The sequence below is a fragment of the Paenibacillus alvei DSM 29 genome (assembly GCF_000293805.1).
Taxonomy (GTDB): Bacteria; Bacillota; Bacilli; order Paenibacillales; family Paenibacillaceae; genus Paenibacillus_B; species Paenibacillus_B alvei.
The window spans coordinates 23,035-40,929 of record NZ_AMBZ01000022.1 but is presented as its reverse complement, the minus strand read 5'-3'; the positions used below and the strand labels follow the sequence as shown (position 1 = coordinate 40,929).

Annotated in this window: 42 protein-coding genes; all 42 read right to left on the bottom strand. The window is 39.4% G+C overall.

Going from position 1 to position 17,895, the window contains the following annotated elements; genetic code table 11:
- Positions 1-119: 119 nt before the first annotated feature.
- The 42 genes from PAV_RS30645 to PAV_RS34065 all read right to left on the bottom strand — a co-directional run bounded on the left by PAV_RS30645 (position 120) and on the right by PAV_RS34065 (position 17,835).
- The gene (locus PAV_RS30645) at positions 120-386 is read right to left on the bottom strand and encodes a hypothetical protein (protein ID WP_005552389.1); all 267 of its coding nucleotides are present in this window, start codon (positions 384-386) and stop codon (positions 120-122) included.
- Positions 364-606: a hypothetical protein gene (locus PAV_RS30640; protein WP_005552388.1), complete on the bottom strand. Its 243-nt coding sequence runs from the start codon at positions 604-606 to the stop codon at positions 364-366. Before PAV_RS30640 ends, PAV_RS30645 begins: the two co-directional genes overlap by 23 nt.
- A complete protein-coding gene (gene dnaE, locus PAV_RS30635; RefSeq protein WP_005552387.1) occupies positions 607-4,014 on the bottom strand; it encodes a DNA polymerase III subunit alpha in 3,408 nt (1,135 codons plus the stop codon).
- Positions 4,015-4,028: 14 nt separating this feature from the next.
- On the bottom strand, positions 4,029-4,496 hold the full coding sequence (locus tag PAV_RS30630) for a hypothetical protein (protein ID WP_040737407.1): 468 nt from the start codon (positions 4,494-4,496) through the stop codon (positions 4,029-4,031).
- A 5-nt stretch (positions 4,497-4,501) separates the two neighbouring features.
- Positions 4,502-4,813 (bottom strand): hypothetical protein, encoded by a 312-nt coding sequence (locus PAV_RS30625; protein ID WP_005552385.1) that lies wholly within the window; start codon positions 4,811-4,813, stop codon positions 4,502-4,504.
- Positions 4,806-5,069, bottom strand: coding sequence for a hypothetical protein (locus tag PAV_RS30620; RefSeq protein WP_005552384.1), 264 nt, complete (start codon positions 5,067-5,069; stop codon positions 4,806-4,808). Before PAV_RS30620 ends, PAV_RS30625 begins: the two co-directional genes overlap by 8 nt.
- Before the next feature lie 15 nt (positions 5,070-5,084).
- Positions 5,085-5,300 carry a hypothetical protein gene (locus PAV_RS30615; protein ID WP_005552383.1) on the bottom strand — a complete coding sequence of 72 codons (216 nt, stop codon included), beginning with the start codon at positions 5,298-5,300 and terminating at the stop codon, positions 5,085-5,087.
- Positions 5,300-5,560, bottom strand: coding sequence for a hypothetical protein (locus tag PAV_RS30610; protein WP_005552382.1), 261 nt, complete (start codon positions 5,558-5,560; stop codon positions 5,300-5,302). The genes PAV_RS30615 and PAV_RS30610 overlap by 1 nt, the downstream gene beginning before the upstream one ends.
- Entirely contained in the window at positions 5,561-5,920 is a 360-nt protein-coding gene (locus PAV_RS30605) for a hypothetical protein (protein WP_040737405.1), read from the bottom strand.
- Positions 5,911-6,165 carry a hypothetical protein gene (locus PAV_RS30600; protein WP_005552378.1) on the bottom strand — a complete coding sequence of 85 codons (255 nt, stop codon included), beginning with the start codon at positions 6,163-6,165 and terminating at the stop codon, positions 5,911-5,913. Before PAV_RS30600 ends, PAV_RS30605 begins: the two co-directional genes overlap by 10 nt.
- Entirely contained in the window at positions 6,159-6,437 is a 279-nt protein-coding gene (locus tag PAV_RS30595) for a hypothetical protein (protein ID WP_005552377.1), read from the bottom strand. Before PAV_RS30595 ends, PAV_RS30600 begins: the two co-directional genes overlap by 7 nt.
- 2 nt (positions 6,438-6,439) lie before the next feature.
- Positions 6,440-6,583 (bottom strand): hypothetical protein, encoded by a 144-nt coding sequence (locus PAV_RS35105; RefSeq protein ID WP_005552376.1) that lies wholly within the window; start codon positions 6,581-6,583, stop codon positions 6,440-6,442.
- Positions 6,584-6,622: 39 nt separating this feature from the next.
- The gene (locus PAV_RS30590; protein ID WP_005552375.1) at positions 6,623-6,820 is read right to left on the bottom strand and encodes a hypothetical protein; all 198 of its coding nucleotides are present in this window, start codon (positions 6,818-6,820) and stop codon (positions 6,623-6,625) included.
- A 52-nt stretch (positions 6,821-6,872) separates the two neighbouring features.
- Positions 6,873-7,088, bottom strand: coding sequence for a hypothetical protein (locus PAV_RS30585; RefSeq protein ID WP_005552374.1), 216 nt, complete (start codon positions 7,086-7,088; stop codon positions 6,873-6,875).
- Positions 7,081-7,326, bottom strand: a complete 246-nt coding sequence (locus PAV_RS30580) for a hypothetical protein (protein WP_005552373.1) — start codon at positions 7,324-7,326, stop codon at positions 7,081-7,083. The genes PAV_RS30585 and PAV_RS30580 overlap by 8 nt, the downstream gene beginning before the upstream one ends.
- A 30-nt stretch (positions 7,327-7,356) precedes the next feature.
- On the bottom strand, positions 7,357-7,659 hold the full coding sequence (locus tag PAV_RS30575) for a hypothetical protein (RefSeq protein ID WP_005552372.1): 303 nt from the start codon (positions 7,657-7,659) through the stop codon (positions 7,357-7,359).
- Between the two features lie 5 nt (positions 7,660-7,664).
- A complete protein-coding gene (locus PAV_RS35100; protein WP_005552370.1) occupies positions 7,665-7,838 on the bottom strand; it encodes a hypothetical protein in 174 nt (57 codons plus the stop codon).
- Complete coding sequence (locus PAV_RS32940) at positions 7,835-8,278, bottom strand: hypothetical protein (RefSeq protein ID WP_005552369.1); 444 nt, start codon at positions 8,276-8,278, stop codon at positions 7,835-7,837. The genes PAV_RS35100 and PAV_RS32940 overlap by 4 nt, the downstream gene beginning before the upstream one ends.
- Before the next feature lie 100 nt (positions 8,279-8,378).
- Positions 8,379-8,609, bottom strand: coding sequence for a hypothetical protein (locus tag PAV_RS30565; protein WP_005552368.1), 231 nt, complete (start codon positions 8,607-8,609; stop codon positions 8,379-8,381).
- Between the two features lie 99 nt (positions 8,610-8,708).
- Positions 8,709-8,858, bottom strand: a complete 150-nt coding sequence (locus PAV_RS35490; RefSeq protein WP_005552367.1) for a hypothetical protein — start codon at positions 8,856-8,858, stop codon at positions 8,709-8,711.
- Positions 8,859-8,966: 108 nt separating this feature from the next.
- Positions 8,967-9,278 carry a hypothetical protein gene (locus PAV_RS30560; RefSeq protein ID WP_005552366.1) on the bottom strand — a complete coding sequence of 104 codons (312 nt, stop codon included), beginning with the start codon at positions 9,276-9,278 and terminating at the stop codon, positions 8,967-8,969.
- Positions 9,275-9,862, bottom strand: coding sequence for a thymidine kinase (locus PAV_RS30555; protein ID WP_005552364.1), 588 nt, complete (start codon positions 9,860-9,862; stop codon positions 9,275-9,277). Before PAV_RS30555 ends, PAV_RS30560 begins: the two co-directional genes overlap by 4 nt.
- Positions 9,843-10,040, bottom strand: a complete 198-nt coding sequence (locus PAV_RS35095; RefSeq protein WP_157267421.1) for a hypothetical protein — start codon at positions 10,038-10,040, stop codon at positions 9,843-9,845. Before PAV_RS35095 ends, PAV_RS30555 begins: the two co-directional genes overlap by 20 nt.
- Positions 10,024-10,422, bottom strand: coding sequence for a hypothetical protein (locus PAV_RS30550; protein WP_005552363.1), 399 nt, complete (start codon positions 10,420-10,422; stop codon positions 10,024-10,026). Before PAV_RS30550 ends, PAV_RS35095 begins: the two co-directional genes overlap by 17 nt.
- A 118-nt stretch (positions 10,423-10,540) precedes the next feature.
- Positions 10,541-10,783, bottom strand: coding sequence for a hypothetical protein (locus PAV_RS30545; RefSeq protein WP_005552362.1), 243 nt, complete (start codon positions 10,781-10,783; stop codon positions 10,541-10,543).
- 4 nt (positions 10,784-10,787) lie between these two features.
- Positions 10,788-10,985 carry a hypothetical protein gene (locus PAV_RS30540; protein ID WP_005552361.1) on the bottom strand — a complete coding sequence of 66 codons (198 nt, stop codon included), beginning with the start codon at positions 10,983-10,985 and terminating at the stop codon, positions 10,788-10,790.
- Between the two features lie 6 nt (positions 10,986-10,991).
- Positions 10,992-11,294 carry a hypothetical protein gene (locus PAV_RS30535; RefSeq protein ID WP_005552360.1) on the bottom strand — a complete coding sequence of 101 codons (303 nt, stop codon included), beginning with the start codon at positions 11,292-11,294 and terminating at the stop codon, positions 10,992-10,994.
- Entirely contained in the window at positions 11,295-11,819 is a 525-nt protein-coding gene (locus tag PAV_RS30530) for a ribonuclease H family protein (RefSeq protein ID WP_005552359.1), read from the bottom strand.
- Positions 11,816-12,184, bottom strand: coding sequence for a hypothetical protein (locus PAV_RS30525; protein ID WP_005552358.1), 369 nt, complete (start codon positions 12,182-12,184; stop codon positions 11,816-11,818). Before PAV_RS30525 ends, PAV_RS30530 begins: the two co-directional genes overlap by 4 nt.
- Complete coding sequence (locus tag PAV_RS30520) at positions 12,181-12,462, bottom strand: hypothetical protein (RefSeq protein WP_005552355.1); 282 nt, start codon at positions 12,460-12,462, stop codon at positions 12,181-12,183. Before PAV_RS30520 ends, PAV_RS30525 begins: the two co-directional genes overlap by 4 nt.
- Positions 12,462-12,752: a DUF7352 domain-containing protein gene (locus PAV_RS30515; RefSeq protein ID WP_005552353.1), complete on the bottom strand. Its 291-nt coding sequence runs from the start codon at positions 12,750-12,752 to the stop codon at positions 12,462-12,464. The genes PAV_RS30520 and PAV_RS30515 overlap by 1 nt, the downstream gene beginning before the upstream one ends.
- On the bottom strand, positions 12,736-13,323 hold the full coding sequence (locus PAV_RS30510; protein WP_005552352.1) for a hypothetical protein: 588 nt from the start codon (positions 13,321-13,323) through the stop codon (positions 12,736-12,738). Before PAV_RS30510 ends, PAV_RS30515 begins: the two co-directional genes overlap by 17 nt.
- Before the next feature lie 16 nt (positions 13,324-13,339).
- Positions 13,340-13,612 (bottom strand): hypothetical protein, encoded by a 273-nt coding sequence (locus PAV_RS30505; RefSeq protein ID WP_005552351.1) that lies wholly within the window; start codon positions 13,610-13,612, stop codon positions 13,340-13,342.
- The gene (locus PAV_RS30500) at positions 13,613-13,894 is read right to left on the bottom strand and encodes an RNA 2'-phosphotransferase (RefSeq protein WP_051135253.1); all 282 of its coding nucleotides are present in this window, start codon (positions 13,892-13,894) and stop codon (positions 13,613-13,615) included.
- A gap of 32 nt (positions 13,895-13,926) precedes the next feature.
- On the bottom strand, positions 13,927-14,607 hold the full coding sequence (locus tag PAV_RS30495; RefSeq protein WP_005552349.1) for a hypothetical protein: 681 nt from the start codon (positions 14,605-14,607) through the stop codon (positions 13,927-13,929).
- Between the two features lie 508 nt (positions 14,608-15,115).
- The gene (locus PAV_RS35090; RefSeq protein WP_005552345.1) at positions 15,116-15,277 is read right to left on the bottom strand and encodes a hypothetical protein; all 162 of its coding nucleotides are present in this window, start codon (positions 15,275-15,277) and stop codon (positions 15,116-15,118) included.
- A gap of 15 nt (positions 15,278-15,292) precedes the next feature.
- Positions 15,293-16,117, bottom strand: a complete 825-nt coding sequence (locus PAV_RS30490; RefSeq protein WP_005552343.1) for a prohibitin family protein — start codon at positions 16,115-16,117, stop codon at positions 15,293-15,295.
- Positions 16,110-16,262: a hypothetical protein gene (locus PAV_RS35085; RefSeq protein WP_005552341.1), complete on the bottom strand. Its 153-nt coding sequence runs from the start codon at positions 16,260-16,262 to the stop codon at positions 16,110-16,112. Before PAV_RS35085 ends, PAV_RS30490 begins: the two co-directional genes overlap by 8 nt.
- A gap of 14 nt (positions 16,263-16,276) precedes the next feature.
- Complete coding sequence (locus PAV_RS30485) at positions 16,277-16,468, bottom strand: hypothetical protein (protein ID WP_005552339.1); 192 nt, start codon at positions 16,466-16,468, stop codon at positions 16,277-16,279.
- Complete coding sequence (locus PAV_RS30480) at positions 16,465-16,722, bottom strand: hypothetical protein (protein WP_005552338.1); 258 nt, start codon at positions 16,720-16,722, stop codon at positions 16,465-16,467. Before PAV_RS30480 ends, PAV_RS30485 begins: the two co-directional genes overlap by 4 nt.
- A 1-nt stretch (position 16,723) precedes the next feature.
- The gene (locus PAV_RS32935) at positions 16,724-17,038 is read right to left on the bottom strand and encodes a hypothetical protein (RefSeq protein ID WP_268633317.1); all 315 of its coding nucleotides are present in this window, start codon (positions 17,036-17,038) and stop codon (positions 16,724-16,726) included.
- A gap of 62 nt (positions 17,039-17,100) precedes the next feature.
- Positions 17,101-17,835, bottom strand: coding sequence for a dUTP diphosphatase (locus PAV_RS34065; RefSeq protein WP_005552336.1), 735 nt, complete (start codon positions 17,833-17,835; stop codon positions 17,101-17,103).
- Positions 17,836-17,895: the final 60 nt, after the last annotated feature.

Sequence of the window (17,895 nt, the reverse complement as noted above, 5' to 3'; positions counted from 1 at the left end):
GAACAGACCTCCAAAATGGAATAATAGTGTGAGTGTGCCTACAAATGTGACACAATAGATGAATGTAAGTAAAAGTGCATGTGCAATGAAGTTCCATAACCTAGACAACAAAACCACTCCTAATCATTTTCAAGCTTGATGTAATTTACTGTTCGAGTGCGAAGCTTCTTCATCTCTTCAATGACTTGTGCGAAGTGATTTTCAGTTTCCTTGATCATCTTCCCTGCATGTTTGTACCACTCGTTTAATTCGTTGCCTGTCATCTCAACGTCATTCTGTACGATTGCCCATGTATCAATGCCAAGCTTGGAATGAGGGCTTGCAGAAACCCTCATCCACTCATTGAATAGCTTTTCGTTTGATTTAATCCTGTACAGCTTGCTCATTTGACTGCTCCAATTTGATCTTCTCAATCAATTCATTCATGGTATTGATAAGAAATTCATTCATTTCTTGCTTAGAGTAAGCGCCGAAAAGAATAGACAAATTTTCAGCAACCATCTGTTCCGTTAATGGACTTGGAATGTTCAATTCTTCCATCATATTATCTAGCAAAATTGCGGTAATAATATTCATCTCTGATTGTGTAAAAGTCTGCTTTTCCACTTACAACACTCCCTTATTTTTATCTTGTATTTTCTTAGCCATCTTTCTGTCGATGAGAGTTTTCCAATCGTGGAATGTCTTCATCTTAGAAATGATTGCTTCATCTTTATTTCGCTTCGTTAGCATGACGACAGTAGAACCTTTGTCCAGCATGTGTTTGTACTCGCTATATGCATTAGAATAGGCTTTTGCTTGTACAACTCCATGTGGAGTCAGCACTTGAATCTTTGCGTATTGCCCACCTCTGGATGATTTCTTTACTTCCTTGCCGATGATAGTACCAACAACCAAAACCTTATCTGTACCATCCTCGTAAGTGTAAAAGTCTTTGATTGACTTGATATACTTGTCGAAAGGACTGATTGTGAGGTATGCACCCATCGTATCGAACTCATAGAACTCAATGTCACCAACGTATTTCTCGAAGAAGTTGTCGATGTGCTTCTGTCTACGATCTGTATCCTTCTTCAAGTAGTCCTGATACTTGTACTCGTTGAACACATCTCTACGTACCATTTTGTCTGCGAATTGCTCGTCAGAAATCGGATATCCAGCCTTCGCAAAATCAGATTTGCTTGGGATAGGCTTTTTCGGAATCCACTTCAATGGAATGTATGTCGCATTAGCAAATTCAGTCAAACACTCATTCTTGTTTGTTCCAAATGCACCAGACTTGATGAGGTTGATTATCGCATCAGATGGAAGCATGTCGATTGTAATGTCTTGCTGTACAATCTCACTCACTTTTTTGCTCTCTTCGTACAACATAGTGTTAAAGTCTAAAAACTGAGAGAAAGATGTAAATGGTTTAACATGTGCTTCCCGAAGTCTATCGATCAACTCAACAGTTGGCTCACCAATACCACGAATCGCTAGAAGTCCGAATACAATCTCGCTATTTTTCACTGAGAACTTTCCTTGGCTTCCGTTGATATCTGGAACATTCACTTGGATACCCATGCGTTTGCACTCACTAAGATAGTGAGACAACTCTTCGATTTTTCCGATTTTGCTGTTCAGTAGTGCAGTCATGAACTCGACAGGGTGATAATGTTTAAGTTTTGCCATTTGCCATGCGATAATTGCATAAGCCATTGCGTGTGATTTATTAAAGGAATAAGAAGCAAAGTCGATCATCGTTTCCCACAGTGTTTCAAGCTGTTCCTGTGTCCATCCCCTACGTCCCAATCCTTTAAACAATTCTGTCTTACATTCGGTCATTAATTGCATCGACTTCTTGCCTGTTGCTTTGCGGATTTTGTCAGGATTTTTCATCTTGCCAATCCAGCCAATCTCGATCAATTGCTCTTGGAACGTCATAATACCTTTTGTTGCTTTGAGAACTGCTTCAAGGTCTGGATGCAAATACGAGTATTTCTCCAAGCCTTTCTTACGTTTAGCGTAATGCTCGATATGTTTCATGGATGCAGGACGAAATAGCGCATTACACACTCCCAAGTCCTCAATGCCATCAGGATGAACCTGTCGAAGCGTCTCCTTCATACCGATTGATTCGAACTGGAATACTCCATCTGTTCTTCCTTCTCGAAAGAGTCGAAGAATATTTATGTCAGTGAAGTCAAGCTTATCGGGATTGATGTAGTCGTAATCCTTGCCAATCATCTCTAATGTGTCGTAGATAACGTCAATGGATTTCAGACCAAGCAAGTCAACCTTCACCAAGCCAAGATCATCAGTGTCGTCCATATCTCCTTGGAAAACGATCGTTCCATCGTTCGATGCAATGGCTGTGTAGTAGTCAATCTCTTTGATGGAAATGATCTTTCCACATGGATGAACACCAAAGCTTTTCGGCAATCCTGCAATCTTCTCTGCATACTCGAACAGTTTTGGATATTCCTCAAACCAATGCTGGAACAATCCTGCTTCGCGCATGTATGTAATTGTGAGGTCGCCCATTTGTTGAGTCATCTGATTGGTCACAGAGAAAGGAATGTTCAGCACTCGACCAACGTCTTTGACTGCTGATTTGTCCCAAATGTAACCGAATTGTCCGATAGCCGCGAACTTATCCTCGCCATACTTCTTAACGATACCATCGACAACCTTGTCTCTATCGGTCGTTCCAAAGTCGCTATCGACATCGGGAATCTTTAGCTCTTTACGAGTGATTGTTCCATTCTCCAACAGATCAAGTGCGCCAACGTCGATGAATCGCTCGAAGTACAAGCCATATGGAATCGGGTCAATCTCAGTGATGCCTAACAAGTAAGCAATCAAGCTTCCACCAGAAGAACCACGCGCAATACCTCGACGTTTTACAGAGTTTACATATGACTCTACAAGCAAGAAGTATCCCTCGAACCCCATCTTAGTGATGGAATTAAACTCGTAGTTAAGGCGCTCCTTGTATTTCTGAACATCTTTCTTCTTCCTAATTTCTCTACGCTTCCATCCCTTATTAATCAATTCCTTCAAGTATGCAATCTCATCGTCGAACCCATCTGGAATATCAACGTGAGGGATGATTGGCTCTGATAACGGAAGATCAACATTACATTTATCTGCAATAATCAGAGATGTACGTACAGCTAGTTCAGCTTCATCATATGTCATGGAACCAAGAAGCTTCTTCGTTACCTCACCAGCATCCATGATATGAGTGTCCTGATAAGTCTCCCCTGCTTCGCGGTTCGTACCGATCTGAATGAAAATCCCATGCAGTTCAAGGTCATCTTCCTCTACGAAATGAGAATCAGTCGTTGCTACATATTCGATACCCAATTCCACAGACAGATCAACAATCGCCCTATTAAGTTGTTGTTGCCTGTAGTCGCGATGGGCTTGTACCTCCAAATAATAATCACGACCAAAAATCTCACGATAGGCTCTGATAATTGCCTTGGCATTTTCTCTATTAGCGTCAGTAATCTCAATGTCACCATCTCCGATTTTTCCTCCTGCAAGTGCTTGCTGAACTTCACTTGCCATGCAACCAGAGAGGACAATCAATCCTTCGCCATACTTCTTTAACAATTCATGGTCAATACGTGGCTTGAAGTAGAATCCTTCAAGATAACCAAGAGATGCAAGCTTATTGATGTTTCGTCTTCCCTGTTCGTTCTTAGCCAGAACAGTTAAGTGATAGTATTTCTTTGTTTTATCTTGGACGAACCTGTCCTCAGTGACGTAGAACTCTGCCCCATAGATGTGTTTGATATTCGCTTTCTTTGCAAGCTTATGGACTTTCACAGCAGAGAAAACATTCCCATGCTCTGTGACAGCCACAGCAGTTTGATTGAGACTTGCAACCTTTTTAATTACATCTTCGGGCTTACTCATGCCATCAAGCAATGAGTAAGCTGTGTGAAGATGAAGGTTTACAAATCCATCGTAACTCTTTGGTACAGCATGATTGATTAAGACATTACCGCAAGATAGACACAATTCATAATCAACTCCTAAATGATATTCCTGACAGTTGAACGCTCTCTTCGCTTGTCTTTCATGACTCTTATGTTCAACTTTCGGCAATCGTAATTGTTGCAATTAGGGTGATATGATGGGGATTTTATGCCATGTCGAAGATACATTAGATAGTCCATAAGCTTTAGTGAAAGTACTTTCTTCCCTTTCTTTACGCTTGTAACTGCGTGACCATCTTCGTCTTCTCTCCAACGGATATCTTCGAGAAGTGGTATATCTTCGGTATCAACGATGAATTTATAATGTTTTTCTTTGAACTGCTTGTTGTAAACAGACATTCTTGCTGTCTTGCCTTCAACTACAAAACGATTCTTCTTAAATTTTCTTGACAGTTCTTCATCTTCTTCCGACAGAATCTTCTTGTGTCTAGGACACATGTAGACCTCATCAGAAGACACATAAAACCCTTGATGTTTCACATCACAGACTATACAGCCTTTCATGTTCATTACTTCCTCTCGTCTTTGTCTCCCCAAAGCTTATTGACTGTTTTTGTGTAGTAATCCTCAATTGAGATGCCACATGTTTCGCAACGAAGGTATGTTGACATAGGAGATAGTGGATTAGGCGAAATGAACTTGCTCCACTTTGCTTCATACGGACACCACATCATACCTTTTGGTGGTTTCTCGTCTGGTCTTGGTGTGATCGTGTAAGGAAGTCTAGCCAATCGTGCGGCTGTATCTTCTGGCTTTACACGAATCTTCTCCAAGTATTCAGGTGAAAGATTTCCATACTTCGACTTAGACTTCTTAGACACTTGTAACACCTCTTTTAGCGTGTTGAGAAATGAGTAGATCAAGATTTTTCTTAAACTCTTGCATATCAAATTCTGATGCAGTAGTATTGATCGTGATGTTGATGTTAGGATTCATCTTCAACTGCTCTACGTTCTGTATTACGTTTGCCATTTGCTTCGCCATAAAATCGCAATGACAGCAATGTGTTTCTGGACGCATAATCGACGAACCCCCATGTGGTGGTTTAGGAATATTAATGTCTGTATTTCTTTCCATTTAACATCATCCTTTCTATTCGATTCGTTCGCCTTCTCCGATAGTGATTGTATGCATACTGGAAACAACAGCTTCGACCAATTGTTCAACGAGATAAGGGTCTTCATTGACGTAGTAACCACGCTTGCCAATCACAAGCGTTCTACCCTCTTTTACTCGAATTGTGTGAATCTCATCAGCACGAATCAAAATCTTCTCTCCTGAGTGCGAGTGTGTAAGATGTACAAACATTAGGCATTACCTCCAAAATGAAGTGCTGTTCTTTCCATCAGACCATCGAATATGTTAAGGCGAATCTCAATCTCTTCAACACAAATCTTGAACTGTTCCATATCGCGCTTGGCTAATGCCAGCTTCTGATAAGCAAACAGTTGCTTACCCTTGAATAATTTGATGGTCTGAGTATCAGCAGGAATAGGGCATCCTGCAACAATTAATTCGAGATGTTCCTCGTAACATACTTTCTTTGGCATCTGTGTAGTGTCTGTCAATTAGCATTCCCCTCTCAATTCTTTTAATCGTTGTTCAATCATTTCCTTGGTTGGTTTAGGTCGCACTCTATAATACTTTGCACGAATGTCTTCCTCATGCTCTTTGAAGTCTTCATAGTAAAAATTAATACGATGTTTGAGATAACTAAAGAATCCTTCGTCTAGTGTCTCACCTTTACGTTTGTAGAATGAAAGGTAGAGGAAACCGTTCAGGATACCTCCACATTCGCATTCAGTGAATTGGACTGGTTGACCATATCCATCTGTGTCAAGTACGCTACACTTTAATTCCTTTTCGGTTGTCTTTACACCTTCTGCCTTACAATCAGGGCAATAATGAAAATATTCCTTCATTTGCATACTGGCAACCCATCTGCACCATACATCTGCATACCCATTGGATAATTGCTATTGTTATGTGGAGTGTTGATGATTAAGTACTTGCATCCTGTTTCTTTATCGACAACCTTCAAGGCAGTAAATGTGTTATACTCATCTACTGACTCAATGTATGTTGCTTTTTCTTCGTCTCCCTTAACTGTCGCACCAGAACAACCAACAATGACCACAAGAGATAAAAACGACAAAAGTACTTTCTTTAGCATGTTAATCCTCCTTCAAATTTACAAGCATCTATAACTAATTGACTTAGTGGTTTCTTTTTCCTCCACTTTCTTACAATCTTGTCGGCACACTTCTCAGCTTTGGTTTCAATGTTTCTGAATAAAGCTGTGACATACGCCCTTCTTTGCACACCAAGCTTCGGAAATCCTTCAATCATACTTCCATTGCTACTTACGTCCATCTCTCTTTGAGTTACGGTTACAAACGCTTCGCGCTTACCTATTAACTTAATCTCTACATCATAAACGTACATCCTTAAATCATCTCCATGATTTCGATTTGTAGCATCATATAATCCCCATAGAGTTCCCACATCTTAATTTGATTGTAAATCTTTGTGTTGAATTTTGGTTGGACTCTTGAATCAAGGGTGAAGGTGAAGTCTTGATTCACCAGCATACTCTCGTCTCCTAACTGTAAATGGAACGTTTATTTTATTCAGTCTTGACCCAAATTATCATTCAAGAAATCCCTTAATTTTATTGCTTCATCGTAATCGACAATAATGGTTCCCGCAAATTTACCACAATAAATCATGTCAACAACATAATATCCATCGTCATCATCATTAAACGTCAATGAATCCTTTCTACCAACGCCACACTGAACCTTTATCTTGTTATTTTCAGTATCCATTTGCTTTACCACCCATTCTAAATAGAAGATTTGTTTTGTTTAGCCTTGAAGCTCAAATATTATACTTTTCTAGTAAGCTTCTAATAGCATTCAGTTGATTACTCATTTGCATGATAACTCTGTCCCTATTACCCAGTGCAATAGTAAAGTTGATTTTATCAGTAAACATACCGCCGCTTAATGATCCTTCGACAAAATCCAATGCATCCTCAAAGCTGATGGGCAAATGGCTTGCAATGTACTCAGCTAATTCATGATTACTATTCATCGAACCATCCCCAACCATGATTGTTTTCGGGAATATACAATCTTGAAGTCCCAAGATATAGTCTGTGGATAGTTACTTCTCCTTTAACCTCTTCCTTGTACTCTCCTGCTTCAATGCACTGGTCACATACTGGACGACAACTTGCATCCCACTTGTTTCCTATCCAATCGCGATAGTAGAAGTTCTGTTTTGCTTCGTCTACATTGTTCTTGAAGCAGTTGCCACAACAACGACTCATATTTCATCACTCCCAATTGAAGATTTGTTATTACAGACTTGCTAACGCCTTACGTGCATTCAGATTTAATATTACTGGATTAACAATGATATGCTTACCCATTAAATCCGACCAATCTGCATCCCAAGTTCTCGCGTTGTTAAGTTCTATGAAGTCGCTTTCCTTTAACGCTTCTGTTTTATGCCAAGGTAATCTCCACTTCAAGATTATCAGGTCATTAGTTTTGGGGTGACGTACAACTAATGTTGTTGCGTAGGCTATTATTTGTTTGCTTGGCAACCCATACTTAATCGTGTTGATGACTTCATCGTCTAAAGATGGCAGTATCATCATTTCTATCACAATCCTTCCGTATCTCGAATCATTTGTTCGTATTGCTTGACTCTTTTCTCCCAAATGCTCAATTGAATCTTATACTGCTTGCTACAAACATTACCATCTTTCTTAGCTTGCTTTAATCTTTGAATCTGTTCTTCGTAAGTCGCCTTCACAGCGCGTAATGTTTGACTCATGATGCACTGCAAACACTTTGGATGAAATCGGCAAACTCTTGTATGTTGTCACAAAAGCGAATGATATTATCGCCTTTGTATACAAAAATTGAAGAATCGAGGAATTGAAAAGCCCAACCATCACCACGTTCAACTAAAGTACTTACTTTCTCCATAATCCAAGCAAACTCTTCCCATTCCATTTGAACAGGCTTTTCTTTTTCTTTATTTATCTCCATCCATCTCTGCAATTTTGATAATTCAGTAACAGAAAGGTCGGAAACCATCACATTAGACAAAGGAACTTCTCTTTTTCGAATTATTTTTGACCATTCATCATCAACATAGAACTCATCTTCTTTGTTGGCTAATGCTTCCTCAATGTGTTCTTCGCTTTGTGCAAGAACAATCATTTCATTGTCCATATCGCCAGTATTGTATCTTACTCTGAAAGCCTTCATCATATCGCTCCTTTAGTATTGCAGAACCTTGATTCTAGCTCCGCACTTACATTTGTTTATATGCTTTGTCAGTTTGACCTTTACTCCACATTGATAGCAATCAACTGTGTTTGCCATCCTCAAACAACTCACTCCATTTAGGATCTTCTTTCAAGTGATTGTGTAATACCATCATTGGCATCGCGACCTCGTTGTCGTATTGTTCATCAGGATACATGTTAATCACATAATGCGCTCTCTTGCCAAGCATTGATTTTCCTGCAATCACAAATCGTATCTCGAATTTGTCAGTTGCGAACTTAGCATAATCCGAAGTTTCTTGTTCTTTCACAATTTTTCTTTCAACATCATTTTGAACAGTCGAAAGTAAAGACCAACATCTCTTTTGCTCTTTACCAAGACAACAACTTTGATCCGTTCGTATATAACACTATTCATAAGGTGTAAACTCTTTCCCAACTAGCTTGCAGAGTTTTTCCAATGCGCTATCGTAACCATAGTGCAGTGAAACAATACGTTCCCCATATTCCTCACGCTCATATTCAAGGTCTTTGATGATCTGTTCAATTTCTGCTTTCATCGACATCTCCCTTTCATTTGATATATACTCATTATAGTACTTTCTTTGGCAATGGTCAAGTGTATATGGCAAAAAAGGAGAGACTTTTGTCTCCCCTTCGGACGGTCATTATTCATTTTCCCTCAACTTCAACTCGAAAATGATGCCTGTACCTTCAATCACAATCGACTTGCATCCATTCTTTTCCATTGTAATCCAAAAGTCCATTTGCCAGCCGTTATCGTCGAAATCAGTCTTCTCATAGCCAAGACTCTCTAATAACTCCTGCAATGTGTATGGATTGAGTCCAGTATCGCTCAAATTGATTTCTAGCAAGTCTTCCTGCTCATCTGGATTCATTGCTTCAAGCTTATCAATGAAGCCCTGTATAATCGGTGTATACTTTTGCTTGACTTCTTCTGTCAATAGCCATCGATTCATAAGCGTTCTCCATAGCATTTTCGACATAATACCTTGTAAACAGGTTTCTTCGAATCGTCGTCTTGTTCTTTGCCGACAACGACTGTCTCTCCATCGGTCTGTAATACACCTTCAACAAGTCGTGCATTCAGAACGCCTTCATTAGAGCATTCTGTGCATTCAGATCGAATACGCTCAACAACATCAGCAAGTTCAACAAGTCTTTTACTTCCTTCGAACAATTCACGTTTGAAGTCTGTCATCAGCCCATACGCTTGAACTGTAACGCCAAGCTTGTCCACGATGCTTGCTAATTCCTCAATTTGTTTAGCGGTAAAGAATTGCACCTCATCTACAAAGACCATGCGCGGCATGAACAACTGTGTCATGTTGAACATTGCACCATCTATATCAGGAGATATTAGGTTTGCTTGAATCCTTGTCGCAGTCGCCCTAGAACTAACATAGCCATAATCTCTAGTGTCCTGTGTAGGCTTAAACACTAGGACACTCTTTCCATTAGCTTTATGACCATAGCAATCCATGATGAGGTTTGCAGATTTACTGGCATTCATGGAGCCATACTTAAATATCAGCTTTGCCATTCGAATCACCAATCCTTTTTATCGTCTTACTTCCATTACCGCCACATGCATAAACTCCACCTTCATTTTGAATGGAAGAAAGTTTAAGTGTTCCTAATGATAAGACTGGCTTGTTATTATTACTTGTGTCGTATAAAGTTACTTCAACAACATCTTTCGCACTAAACTTTGGCGGCATCTTTATCACCACTGAACAGCTTGCCAAATTTGTCTTTCAATCTACTTAACTCATCTTCAATCGCCTTCTCTTTTGCTCGTACAATTCGCTCATATTTCTCGCAATCATCAAGAACAATTTGAAGAATTTTATCGCACCATGAGCCTTTGTGATGCCATGTACCTCGCTTAACTCCACTGTAATCTGCATCATAAACCAATAATTCATCTTCGCCATCAACTAGATGAATTTTCACTGAGTATCCATAGTACGCTTTCATTGTGAATCGAATATTGTCAACTTCTATTACTTTAGTAGAGTCACATGCGGCATGTCTGATGGTAAAACGATTAATGTATTCATCAACAGAGACTGCCTGTTGTTTCGGTTTGCTATACCACATATTAATTTTCCTCACTCTCAAAGATTATTAAATGCCATAAGCACATAGCCCTATCACACCAAGTATTAAAATCATTACTGCGAATATCATTAGTAGAAGCATTGGGAAGAAGTCGCTTTTAATCAACGACCATCACATCCAACCCATCCACGCAATATACATTCCCTTCGCTGTCTTCTGCTAAGTCTTTCTCAAATACTCGAAGCTTCACATCATTTATAGTTGCATGTTCATGAGTCCACACGTAAAAAGAGTTTCCCTCCATCATTTGCTTCAAGCCCTTTTGATTTGTATAAAGTATCGCTATTCCTGTTTTTACATCAACAGCGTTATACGCCTCATGTATTGTGCATTTTCTCATATGTTTACCACTTCCCTTGACGAATAAGTTCGTCTCTCATAGCATCAGTATTTTCTTTTGTCAGATTGTTGTCTGCAATCCACTTGGGATAGTCGCATCTTGCTCGAATCCTATCCATTTGTATAGGAGAGGATTCGAGTGCAGTCAATCGATCAAATTCTTCGAGTTGCTTCTGTGTAAATAGCGGATTCTCTTTTGACATCAGAAGTCACCCCTCTTGTAAAATTTCATAGAAAGGTGAACCAAGATTTACGACAACATTACCACCTCTATAAAACTTGACTTCTTTCTTCTCTGTAAGATAATCCTTCAACTCTTCGAGAGTTTCGAACTTAGGATATACTAGAGAATGGTATGTCAGATTTACATAAGTGTAGCCTTCATTCTTATAGTCATAATTGTCCTTGATGAGAGGTTGTACAATTACGAATGTTGATTCATCGTACTGGAAGAAATCTCCGACCTCTAAAACAAACTCATGTTTTTTCTTCAACTCAGATGTAAATTTCATTTAATCTTCTCCTCTTCTAATTGCTCTCATTTTTTCAAGCCCTTGACGAGCCAGTTTATCGCATTCCTCGTTGTAGAAGATGCCTGAGTGACCCTTCACCTTATTCCAAGTGATTTTAAAGAAACCATCCTCAATCACTTGGAGAAGTTCTTTCCACAACTCTGGACTCTCGACAGGTTCTTTCTTGGAGTTTTTCCATCCATTTGTTCGCCAGTTTTCATACCATCGTTGTTTCATGCAATTGATAAGGTATGCTGAGTCAGAGAATACTTGTATTGGATAGTTTGTATTTGGCTTGATTCGCTTCAACCCATTGATGATTGCTTTGATTTCTTCCTTCTGATTGGTCGTATTTTCGAATCCATCCCAACCAGTAAGCATCTTTGTTTTATCGCCATATTCGGTCTTTGTATCTGCACCATCAAACTCACCGAATAAGAGAATGTAACCATAACCGCCAAGACCTTTTTCTTCGCCATTATTGACGCTAGATCCATCGCCCCAAAGGTGGATTTCTTTTGTCATTGATTAGAGTCCTCCAAGTACCATTTGCCATCGACAACTTCATAGATGTGAATCACATCTTCTAAACTGTCGTATTTTACTGGTAGCATTCCATCTGTTTCGCAAGAAACAACTTTTCCTTGACGAAGATAGTCTGTAGCTTGTAAGAATGTAATTGGTCTGCGTACAAACTTCCATTTTGCATTTAGAGCTATATTTCCAAGCGGTAATGGTTGTCCAATATGTTTAGTAGATAGCCCATCTTTCAAAACGATAATTCCATATTGGTTTTTCTGAACAACAATGTCTTGCAAAGGCTCAACCATCTCAGCCTTTTGTGCGATATCAATCTTGTCGATCATCTCTGCTGTTGTGTATGTTTTCATTTTCCATCACCAGTCCTTTTAAATGTACTTTCTTTGGCATCTGAATCATCATGTTCATCGAGCTTCTTTAAAAGCTTTTTCATTTCTTTAATGATGAACTTATTGGCTTCTACTTCGTCATTATTGAACAGACTTACTACGACACGCATCATCTTATCTGTCTGTTCTTCCGTTAGACCGATTTTCTCAATAACCTGTTCACCATTCTTGCTAACTGAGATGAATGTAAGTGTCGCCAGTAAATCAATAGCTTGCTTCTTTGTCATTTGCTTGCTCATTATTTCGCAACCTTTCTGTAGAATACATGATCTACATATGTTTGATTTTCTCCAAAAAGCACAGTATCAAGGAAGGTGTAGTTCTCAATTCCTTCTGCATACACCCTTGTATCTCTGCCAGTTGGAATGGAAACAAACTCATAATCCTCCTTATCTAAGATGCTAGTGTCAATCAAAGCGTAGACAACTGCTCGTCCTCGTTGCACTTTTACTGAAAGAATTTTTGTTCTTAAAGGAAGGCTAATCACTTCTTTCTCAGTGTACAATGGAAACTTATAGATTGTTTTCATCTTTCAATTCCTCCATCAAAGCGTTATACATCGTCAAAAATGGCGCTTTAGACTCTCCTGCATTGTATCCAATAGAAAGGTCAACAAAGAATCTTTCGCATTCAACATCTGGAATGTCGCTACGTTTCATCAACTGTTCCATCTCATTAACAAGTAGCGTGTTGTCAATGATTTTAACGACTTTGTAGTCTTCCTCTGTCGGCTTCGGCAGTCCAGCGACTTCCCAAATCACAGCCATAATACGATCTTCAACTTCTTTGTACTGTGGAATGTTTTGTTTTACTGGTCGAGCCAAGTCGTTGACTACGCTCTCGCTTCCATCGTGAAGTAAGCAATATAGTTGCATAAGTGTGGAATAGCCAAGCTTTCGTGCCACACGCGCACACTGGATTGAATGCTCTCCTACACAATAGAATCGGTCGCCATGACCAGTGAATCGGCAAATGTTAGCCAGCGAATGCGCGATGTCATTAATCGTGATATCTTCTGGTCGAGGATCGAGTACATAGAATTGTCGTCCAGAGTTCACTTGAATATAATCGCCAATACGTTCTTGTTTATAAGTTGTCATTTTTACTTTCCATCCTTTATGAAGAAGATTTTTTGAAAATATCGTCACCAGTGAGATTTCTCTCATCTATTTGATAAATAATTGCTGTGATGACGAAGAGAACAATGCTTAACAAGCAGACAATAAGATTAACAATAGGTATGATGTTGAGAATTAAATATCCAATCCACCAGTCTGCTAAAATTGCCCTCAAAGTTCCATCTGCGTACTTCTCATCAAGTTGAAATACACAGAAAAGAAGGAAGAATACTGATAAGTTCGTTACAAAGAAGAACAAAAAGTGTTCCATTTATACATCTCCTTTTGCTTTCCAAGTGTGATTGTATGTTGCTCTCACCCTGTCGCCAACGATTTGGAACCTGTTTTGACCATCTTTCTTGCTGTTTTCCAGAACATAAACGACATCAGTCAGAGATATACTTCCTTCAAATTCGCTTAACACAACATTAATGAAGTTGCTTAGTTGGACAAAGTTATCATCGTCCTGATCTAAACCAAATCGCTTTGCATCGTGTCTAAGTATTTTTGATATAAACCTTGACAATCTTATTTCTTTTCGTTTGTCCATCATGTTTGTTCTCCTTTAGAATACTTTCTTTGGCATCAATATAATGAGACAAGAGACTTGCACAAATGACGCTTCTCAACCTTCAATTCGAAAAGCTTTCTACCTTCCATCTTTAGATGATGGTTCTGTTCGGAGATCAAATGTTTAATTTCCTTCTTGCGTCCTCCACCTCTGACTAGACGGAGCATTGTTGCGCATTGTTCTGTCGCTTCTCTCACCTTCTGTTCGATTGAGAGAATCAAGCGCATCTGTTCTTCTTCTTTTCTCTCAATTTCACGGAGATGACTGATATGTAGTTCAAGTAATTCTTCTCTATCAAGACCATCATGTACTTTTTTTAGCACTGGCTTGTAGCTTATTTCGTGGAATCTGTTCACAGTAACAACTGTCTTCAAGTCAGGAGACAAGAAGAATGCCGTTTGACGGTAAGCATAAAGAACATTGATACGCCCATCATAAGACAGGACTGTGCCAAGGCGTACAGCATGTCGAAGCATCTCTTTAGCTTTTCGTGTCGCTACAGCGACATCAACTAAATCGAAGTGTTGTTTCATACGTTTAAATGCATGAGTGGATAGCTTGATGCCTTTGACGTATAGATTTTTCTTCACTTCTTCATACTTTATCATTTCAATCATTTCGCGAATATGAATATTTACTTGCTTCTCATACTCTCCCTTACTTTTTGCATAGCGATATATTTTATCTTTGCTCATCTTGGTTGCCCCTTTCAGTTGTATTTGCTTGATGTACTTATTATAGTACTTTCTTTAGCAGTAGTCAACCTATTATATAAGAAAAAGCAGGAGAATTTCCCCCTGCTTAGACGGTTTTTATTCACTTGGACTTAGCTCTCTAATCGCCTTCTTCATTTGTAAAAGACAAACTTCACAAATGGTCATAACACTTGTGTTCGTAAACTTTGGATTGCCAAAACGAATCTCATAAGCTTGTACTGGCTCTCTGTCACAGCATGAGATACAGTAATTACGTAAAGACTTTGATACAGTAATCATTTACGTCTCACAACCTTTGGATGAGGTGCATAGTCTCTCGATTCCTCCAAAATTGCAGGAGGATAATGTATTCCGCAAAAAATTTGTACAACCATAATGTAATACATAAATTCCGATATTCTTTTCTTCCACTTTCTCTTCATAAGAAAAACCCTCCTATTTACGAAAGTCCACATACAATATGCATGTGGACTTTCTTTGGCATATGTTAAGCGTTTGATTTTAGAGCATCAATTGCTTGTTGTAGTAAGAAAATTGCTGTCTCATCGTCAATTCCTTCGGCAACGGAGATACCTAATTCGTCTCCATTTTCACCTTCAATACTGAGGAAAATAATCGGGTCAACCACTTCTTGTACGTTCTCTTCCATATTTATCACCCTTCCTTATTTGGTTACTACAGCACCTGCACCATTAATCTCAACCCAACCATGCTTCATACGTGCTTCCATTTCCATCTTTTTCAGAAGTTCAGGAGTGATGGATTGTTGCATCAGTCGGTTAGCTTCTGCTTCACCTTTCGCTTCTGCGATTGCCGCCGCCGCTTTACCTTCTGCTTCGATCTTTTGCTTTTCGGCTACTTCTGATGCCTTTTGCTTCTCGATCTTCAATGCTTCAAGTTGCTGTTGAGCGTCTACGACAGCCTGAATAGCTTTCTTTGTGCTTTCGTCAGGAGTCGGTGCGCCAAGAACGAAGTTCTCGATCATGAAGCCATGTGGCTTAACATTTTCAGCAAAGGAGTTTCCGATTTCATCTTTGATCTTCTCATAGTTCTGGAAGATTTCAAGAATGGTATAACGAGATGTTACAGACATTGCAGACTCTTTTGCGCGGGAGCGAAGGAAATTATCTTCGATATCAGAAGGCTTTTGCCCTTTCCATGTGTCAAAGATGTGTGGAACCTTTTGCAAATCGTTTTGATAATCGTATTCAACGTCCATCTTTAATGGTTTACCGTCTTTTGTCGTCAATTCCATTCCTGCATAACTAACGGAATCCAACGATACAGGATATTGCGTTACCTCGTGCAATGGATTTTTTAAGTGCCATCCAGAATGCAATGTCTCTTGAATCACGCCACCATTTTTCGAGAACACAACCCCAACATGACCTTGCTTTACCGTTGTAACGGAAGCAACCAAAAGACTTCCTACTACCAAAACTACTGCACCCAATCCAATTGCCCAAGCGATACGTTTGTTGTTATTCATTCTCTTCATTCTCCTTTTTGTCTTTAAAGTTATTTTCTTTAAAATTCTCAACCTTATCTGCCAACTTGTCATGTGCTTTCACACTACCAACCAAGAACAACCAGATCAGAAAAAGAGCGATGATAAATAAAGCACCTAGCACCATATCCTTCACCTCAACTACAAGCTTCTGCTTGCATTCTTCTTATCGAACTTGATTTTCTTCTGTTCGACTTCATATTCAGCGCTTCTTCGGCGTTGAATCTTACCTACTGTGAAAGTTCCACGATTGTCGATTCCTTCGCCATCACAGGTTTCACAGACCTCAAAGTTTACGTAACCTTCGCCCTTACATACTCCACAGAGTTTCATGCTGTCTCATCCTCCTGTTGATTTTCGTCAGGTAGTTGTACTTGCCGATATAATCCATTAACATCAGTCAATGTCTTGAATAGAGTTAAATGATCGTACTCAGCCTTTTCGTAAGGTAAACCTTGCTCTTTCAACTCTTGTTCCATCGTAGGGATGTCAAGCAATGCAAGTGAAATCGTCAATGTATTCAATTCCTTTTCGTTCAAGTCGATCTTATATCTGTTTCCTCTGGACTTCTTTGTCACTCTCGCCATTTTAAATATCTCCCCTAACTCGATATATTGCGACTGTTTTATTGGTAACTTTACATCTTCGCTTTCCAATAATTCCAACCAGCCTAAGTTCAACAAGTTCAGTCAATCGTGGATGTACATTGTTGCGATCTGGCATAGCAAAGCATCCTTTTTCCCACATACGAAGCGCTAATTCACTAGCAGTAATCCCTTCGCTGGACACTTCACACAATTCACTAAATACTTGTGATTGTCTTTCACCTAATGTCTTCTTGATAACGTGATACGAGTCTCTTTGCGTTTTTCTCGTAATCGTCGCTGTGGACAATTTAATCACCTCATACTTTATCTTGAAGGGGAGTTTCCTCCCCTATGCAGTACTTTCTTTGGCATCGGTGCTTACTTTCCAGAAGAACCGATTTTACCTTTTCCGCGAACGGACGGGATTGCTTTAAGCTGTTCATAAGGAATTTCCTTAACGTTTGCATCAATAACTGGTACAAGAAGCAGTTGAGCAATCGCCTTCGTGTAAGGATACACTATACTCTTTTCTGCATTGAACAGTTCAGGATTCTTAGCGATAACTAGAGTCTTGTCGTTCTCATTGGTCAGACCAATGAAGATTTCACCACGATAACCAGAGTCAACTACTCCTGCTCGTAATCCCATTCCCTTACTACCCGTAGAGCCACGTTCCTTTGCGATTAGCGCATATTCTTTCGTCACGCTGGACGCGATACCTGTAGGAACTAATTTCGTCTCATGTGGAGCAAATGTAATAAATTCTTGCTCGAAGTTAGCGTAGATATCATATCCAGCATTCTCTTCTAGCTTGGATGGAATGATTGCATCATCGGCTACTTTCGCAAATAGAATCGTTGGTTTCTTTGCGGTAGTCGCAACAGCCTTCGGCTTCCCTTTGAACTGAGCCTTCTTATTCTTATCAATCTCCCATAGATTGACTTTCAGAGTCGAAGTACATTGTTCTTCTGTTTTGATTTCTACGATTGCTTCGTAGATGTTTTCGTCAGGCTTGATGTTCAATTCCTTGATTACCCCAAGGGTGCTCTCAGATTTGACCCAAACCATTTCATCCACCTTATAGTACCGCTTGTCTGTCGTTCGTTTCTGCATTAATCATTCCTCCATTATTTATACTTTCTTTGGCATCTATGCCGTTATCTGATGTGTTTC

Coding starts and splice junctions, on each gene's coding strand:
- PAV_RS30645 (WP_005552389.1), bottom strand. CDS start 386: ATGAGCAAGCTGTACAGGATTAAATCAAACGAAAAGCTATTCAATGAG.
- PAV_RS30630 (WP_040737407.1), bottom strand. CDS start 4,496: ATGAAAGGCTGTATAGTCTGTGATGTGAAACATCAAGGGTTTTATGTG.
- PAV_RS30620 (WP_005552384.1), bottom strand. CDS start 5,069: ATGGAAAGAAATACAGACATTAATATTCCTAAACCACCACATGGGGGT.
- PAV_RS30615 (WP_005552383.1), bottom strand. CDS start 5,300: ATGTTTGTACATCTTACACACTCGCACTCAGGAGAGAAGATTTTGATT.
- PAV_RS30605 (WP_040737405.1), bottom strand. CDS start 5,920: ATGCAAATGAAGGAATATTTTCATTATTGCCCTGATTGTAAGGCAGAA.
- PAV_RS30600 (WP_005552378.1), bottom strand. CDS start 6,165: ATGCTAAAGAAAGTACTTTTGTCGTTTTTATCTCTTGTGGTCATTGTT.
- PAV_RS30595 (WP_005552377.1), bottom strand. CDS start 6,437: ATGTACGTTTATGATGTAGAGATTAAGTTAATAGGTAAGCGCGAAGCG.
- PAV_RS35105 (WP_005552376.1), bottom strand. CDS start 6,583: ATGCTGGTGAATCAAGACTTCACCTTCACCCTTGATTCAAGAGTCCAA.
- PAV_RS30590 (WP_005552375.1), bottom strand. CDS start 6,820: ATGGATACTGAAAATAACAAGATAAAGGTTCAGTGTGGCGTTGGTAGA.
- PAV_RS30585 (WP_005552374.1), bottom strand. CDS start 7,088: ATGAATAGTAATCATGAATTAGCTGAGTACATTGCAAGCCATTTGCCC.
- PAV_RS30580 (WP_005552373.1), bottom strand. CDS start 7,326: ATGAGTCGTTGTTGTGGCAACTGCTTCAAGAACAATGTAGACGAAGCA.
- PAV_RS30575 (WP_005552372.1), bottom strand. CDS start 7,659: ATGATGATACTGCCATCTTTAGACGATGAAGTCATCAACACGATTAAG.
- PAV_RS35100 (WP_005552370.1), bottom strand. CDS start 7,838: ATGAGTCAAACATTACGCGCTGTGAAGGCGACTTACGAAGAACAGATT.
- PAV_RS32940 (WP_005552369.1), bottom strand. CDS start 8,278: ATGAAGGCTTTCAGAGTAAGATACAATACTGGCGATATGGACAATGAA.
- PAV_RS35490 (WP_005552367.1), bottom strand. CDS start 8,858: ATGAAAGCAGAAATTGAACAGATCATCAAAGACCTTGAATATGAGCGT.
- PAV_RS30560 (WP_005552366.1), bottom strand. CDS start 9,278: ATGAATCGATGGCTATTGACAGAAGAAGTCAAGCAAAAGTATACACCG.
- PAV_RS30555 (WP_005552364.1), bottom strand. CDS start 9,862: ATGGCAAAGCTGATATTTAAGTATGGCTCCATGAATGCCAGTAAATCT.
- PAV_RS35095 (WP_157267421.1), bottom strand. CDS start 10,040: ATGCCGCCAAAGTTTAGTGCGAAAGATGTTGTTGAAGTAACTTTATAC.
- PAV_RS30550 (WP_005552363.1), bottom strand. CDS start 10,422: ATGTGGTATAGCAAACCGAAACAACAGGCAGTCTCTGTTGATGAATAC.
- PAV_RS30545 (WP_005552362.1), bottom strand. CDS start 10,783: ATGAGAAAATGCACAATACATGAGGCGTATAACGCTGTTGATGTAAAA.
- PAV_RS30540 (WP_005552361.1), bottom strand. CDS start 10,985: ATGTCAAAAGAGAATCCGCTATTTACACAGAAGCAACTCGAAGAATTT.
- PAV_RS30535 (WP_005552360.1), bottom strand. CDS start 11,294: ATGAAATTTACATCTGAGTTGAAGAAAAAACATGAGTTTGTTTTAGAG.
- PAV_RS30530 (WP_005552359.1), bottom strand. CDS start 11,819: ATGACAAAAGAAATCCACCTTTGGGGCGATGGATCTAGCGTCAATAAT.
- PAV_RS30525 (WP_005552358.1), bottom strand. CDS start 12,184: ATGAAAACATACACAACAGCAGAGATGATCGACAAGATTGATATCGCA.
- PAV_RS30520 (WP_005552355.1), bottom strand. CDS start 12,462: ATGAGCAAGCAAATGACAAAGAAGCAAGCTATTGATTTACTGGCGACA.
- PAV_RS30515 (WP_005552353.1), bottom strand. CDS start 12,752: ATGAAAACAATCTATAAGTTTCCATTGTACACTGAGAAAGAAGTGATT.
- PAV_RS30510 (WP_005552352.1), bottom strand. CDS start 13,323: ATGACAACTTATAAACAAGAACGTATTGGCGATTATATTCAAGTGAAC.
- PAV_RS30505 (WP_005552351.1), bottom strand. CDS start 13,612: ATGGAACACTTTTTGTTCTTCTTTGTAACGAACTTATCAGTATTCTTC.
- PAV_RS30500 (WP_051135253.1), bottom strand. CDS start 13,894: ATGATGGACAAACGAAAAGAAATAAGATTGTCAAGGTTTATATCAAAA.
- PAV_RS30495 (WP_005552349.1), bottom strand. CDS start 14,607: ATGAGCAAAGATAAAATATATCGCTATGCAAAAAGTAAGGGAGAGTAT.
- PAV_RS35090 (WP_005552345.1), bottom strand. CDS start 15,277: ATGGAAGAGAACGTACAAGAAGTGGTTGACCCGATTATTTTCCTCAGT.
- PAV_RS30490 (WP_005552343.1), bottom strand. CDS start 16,117: ATGAATAACAACAAACGTATCGCTTGGGCAATTGGATTGGGTGCAGTA.
- PAV_RS35085 (WP_005552341.1), bottom strand. CDS start 16,262: ATGGTGCTAGGTGCTTTATTTATCATCGCTCTTTTTCTGATCTGGTTG.
- PAV_RS30485 (WP_005552339.1), bottom strand. CDS start 16,468: ATGAAACTCTGTGGAGTATGTAAGGGCGAAGGTTACGTAAACTTTGAG.
- PAV_RS30480 (WP_005552338.1), bottom strand. CDS start 16,722: ATGGCGAGAGTGACAAAGAAGTCCAGAGGAAACAGATATAAGATCGAC.
- PAV_RS34065 (WP_005552336.1), bottom strand. CDS start 17,835: ATGCAGAAACGAACGACAGACAAGCGGTACTATAAGGTGGATGAAATG.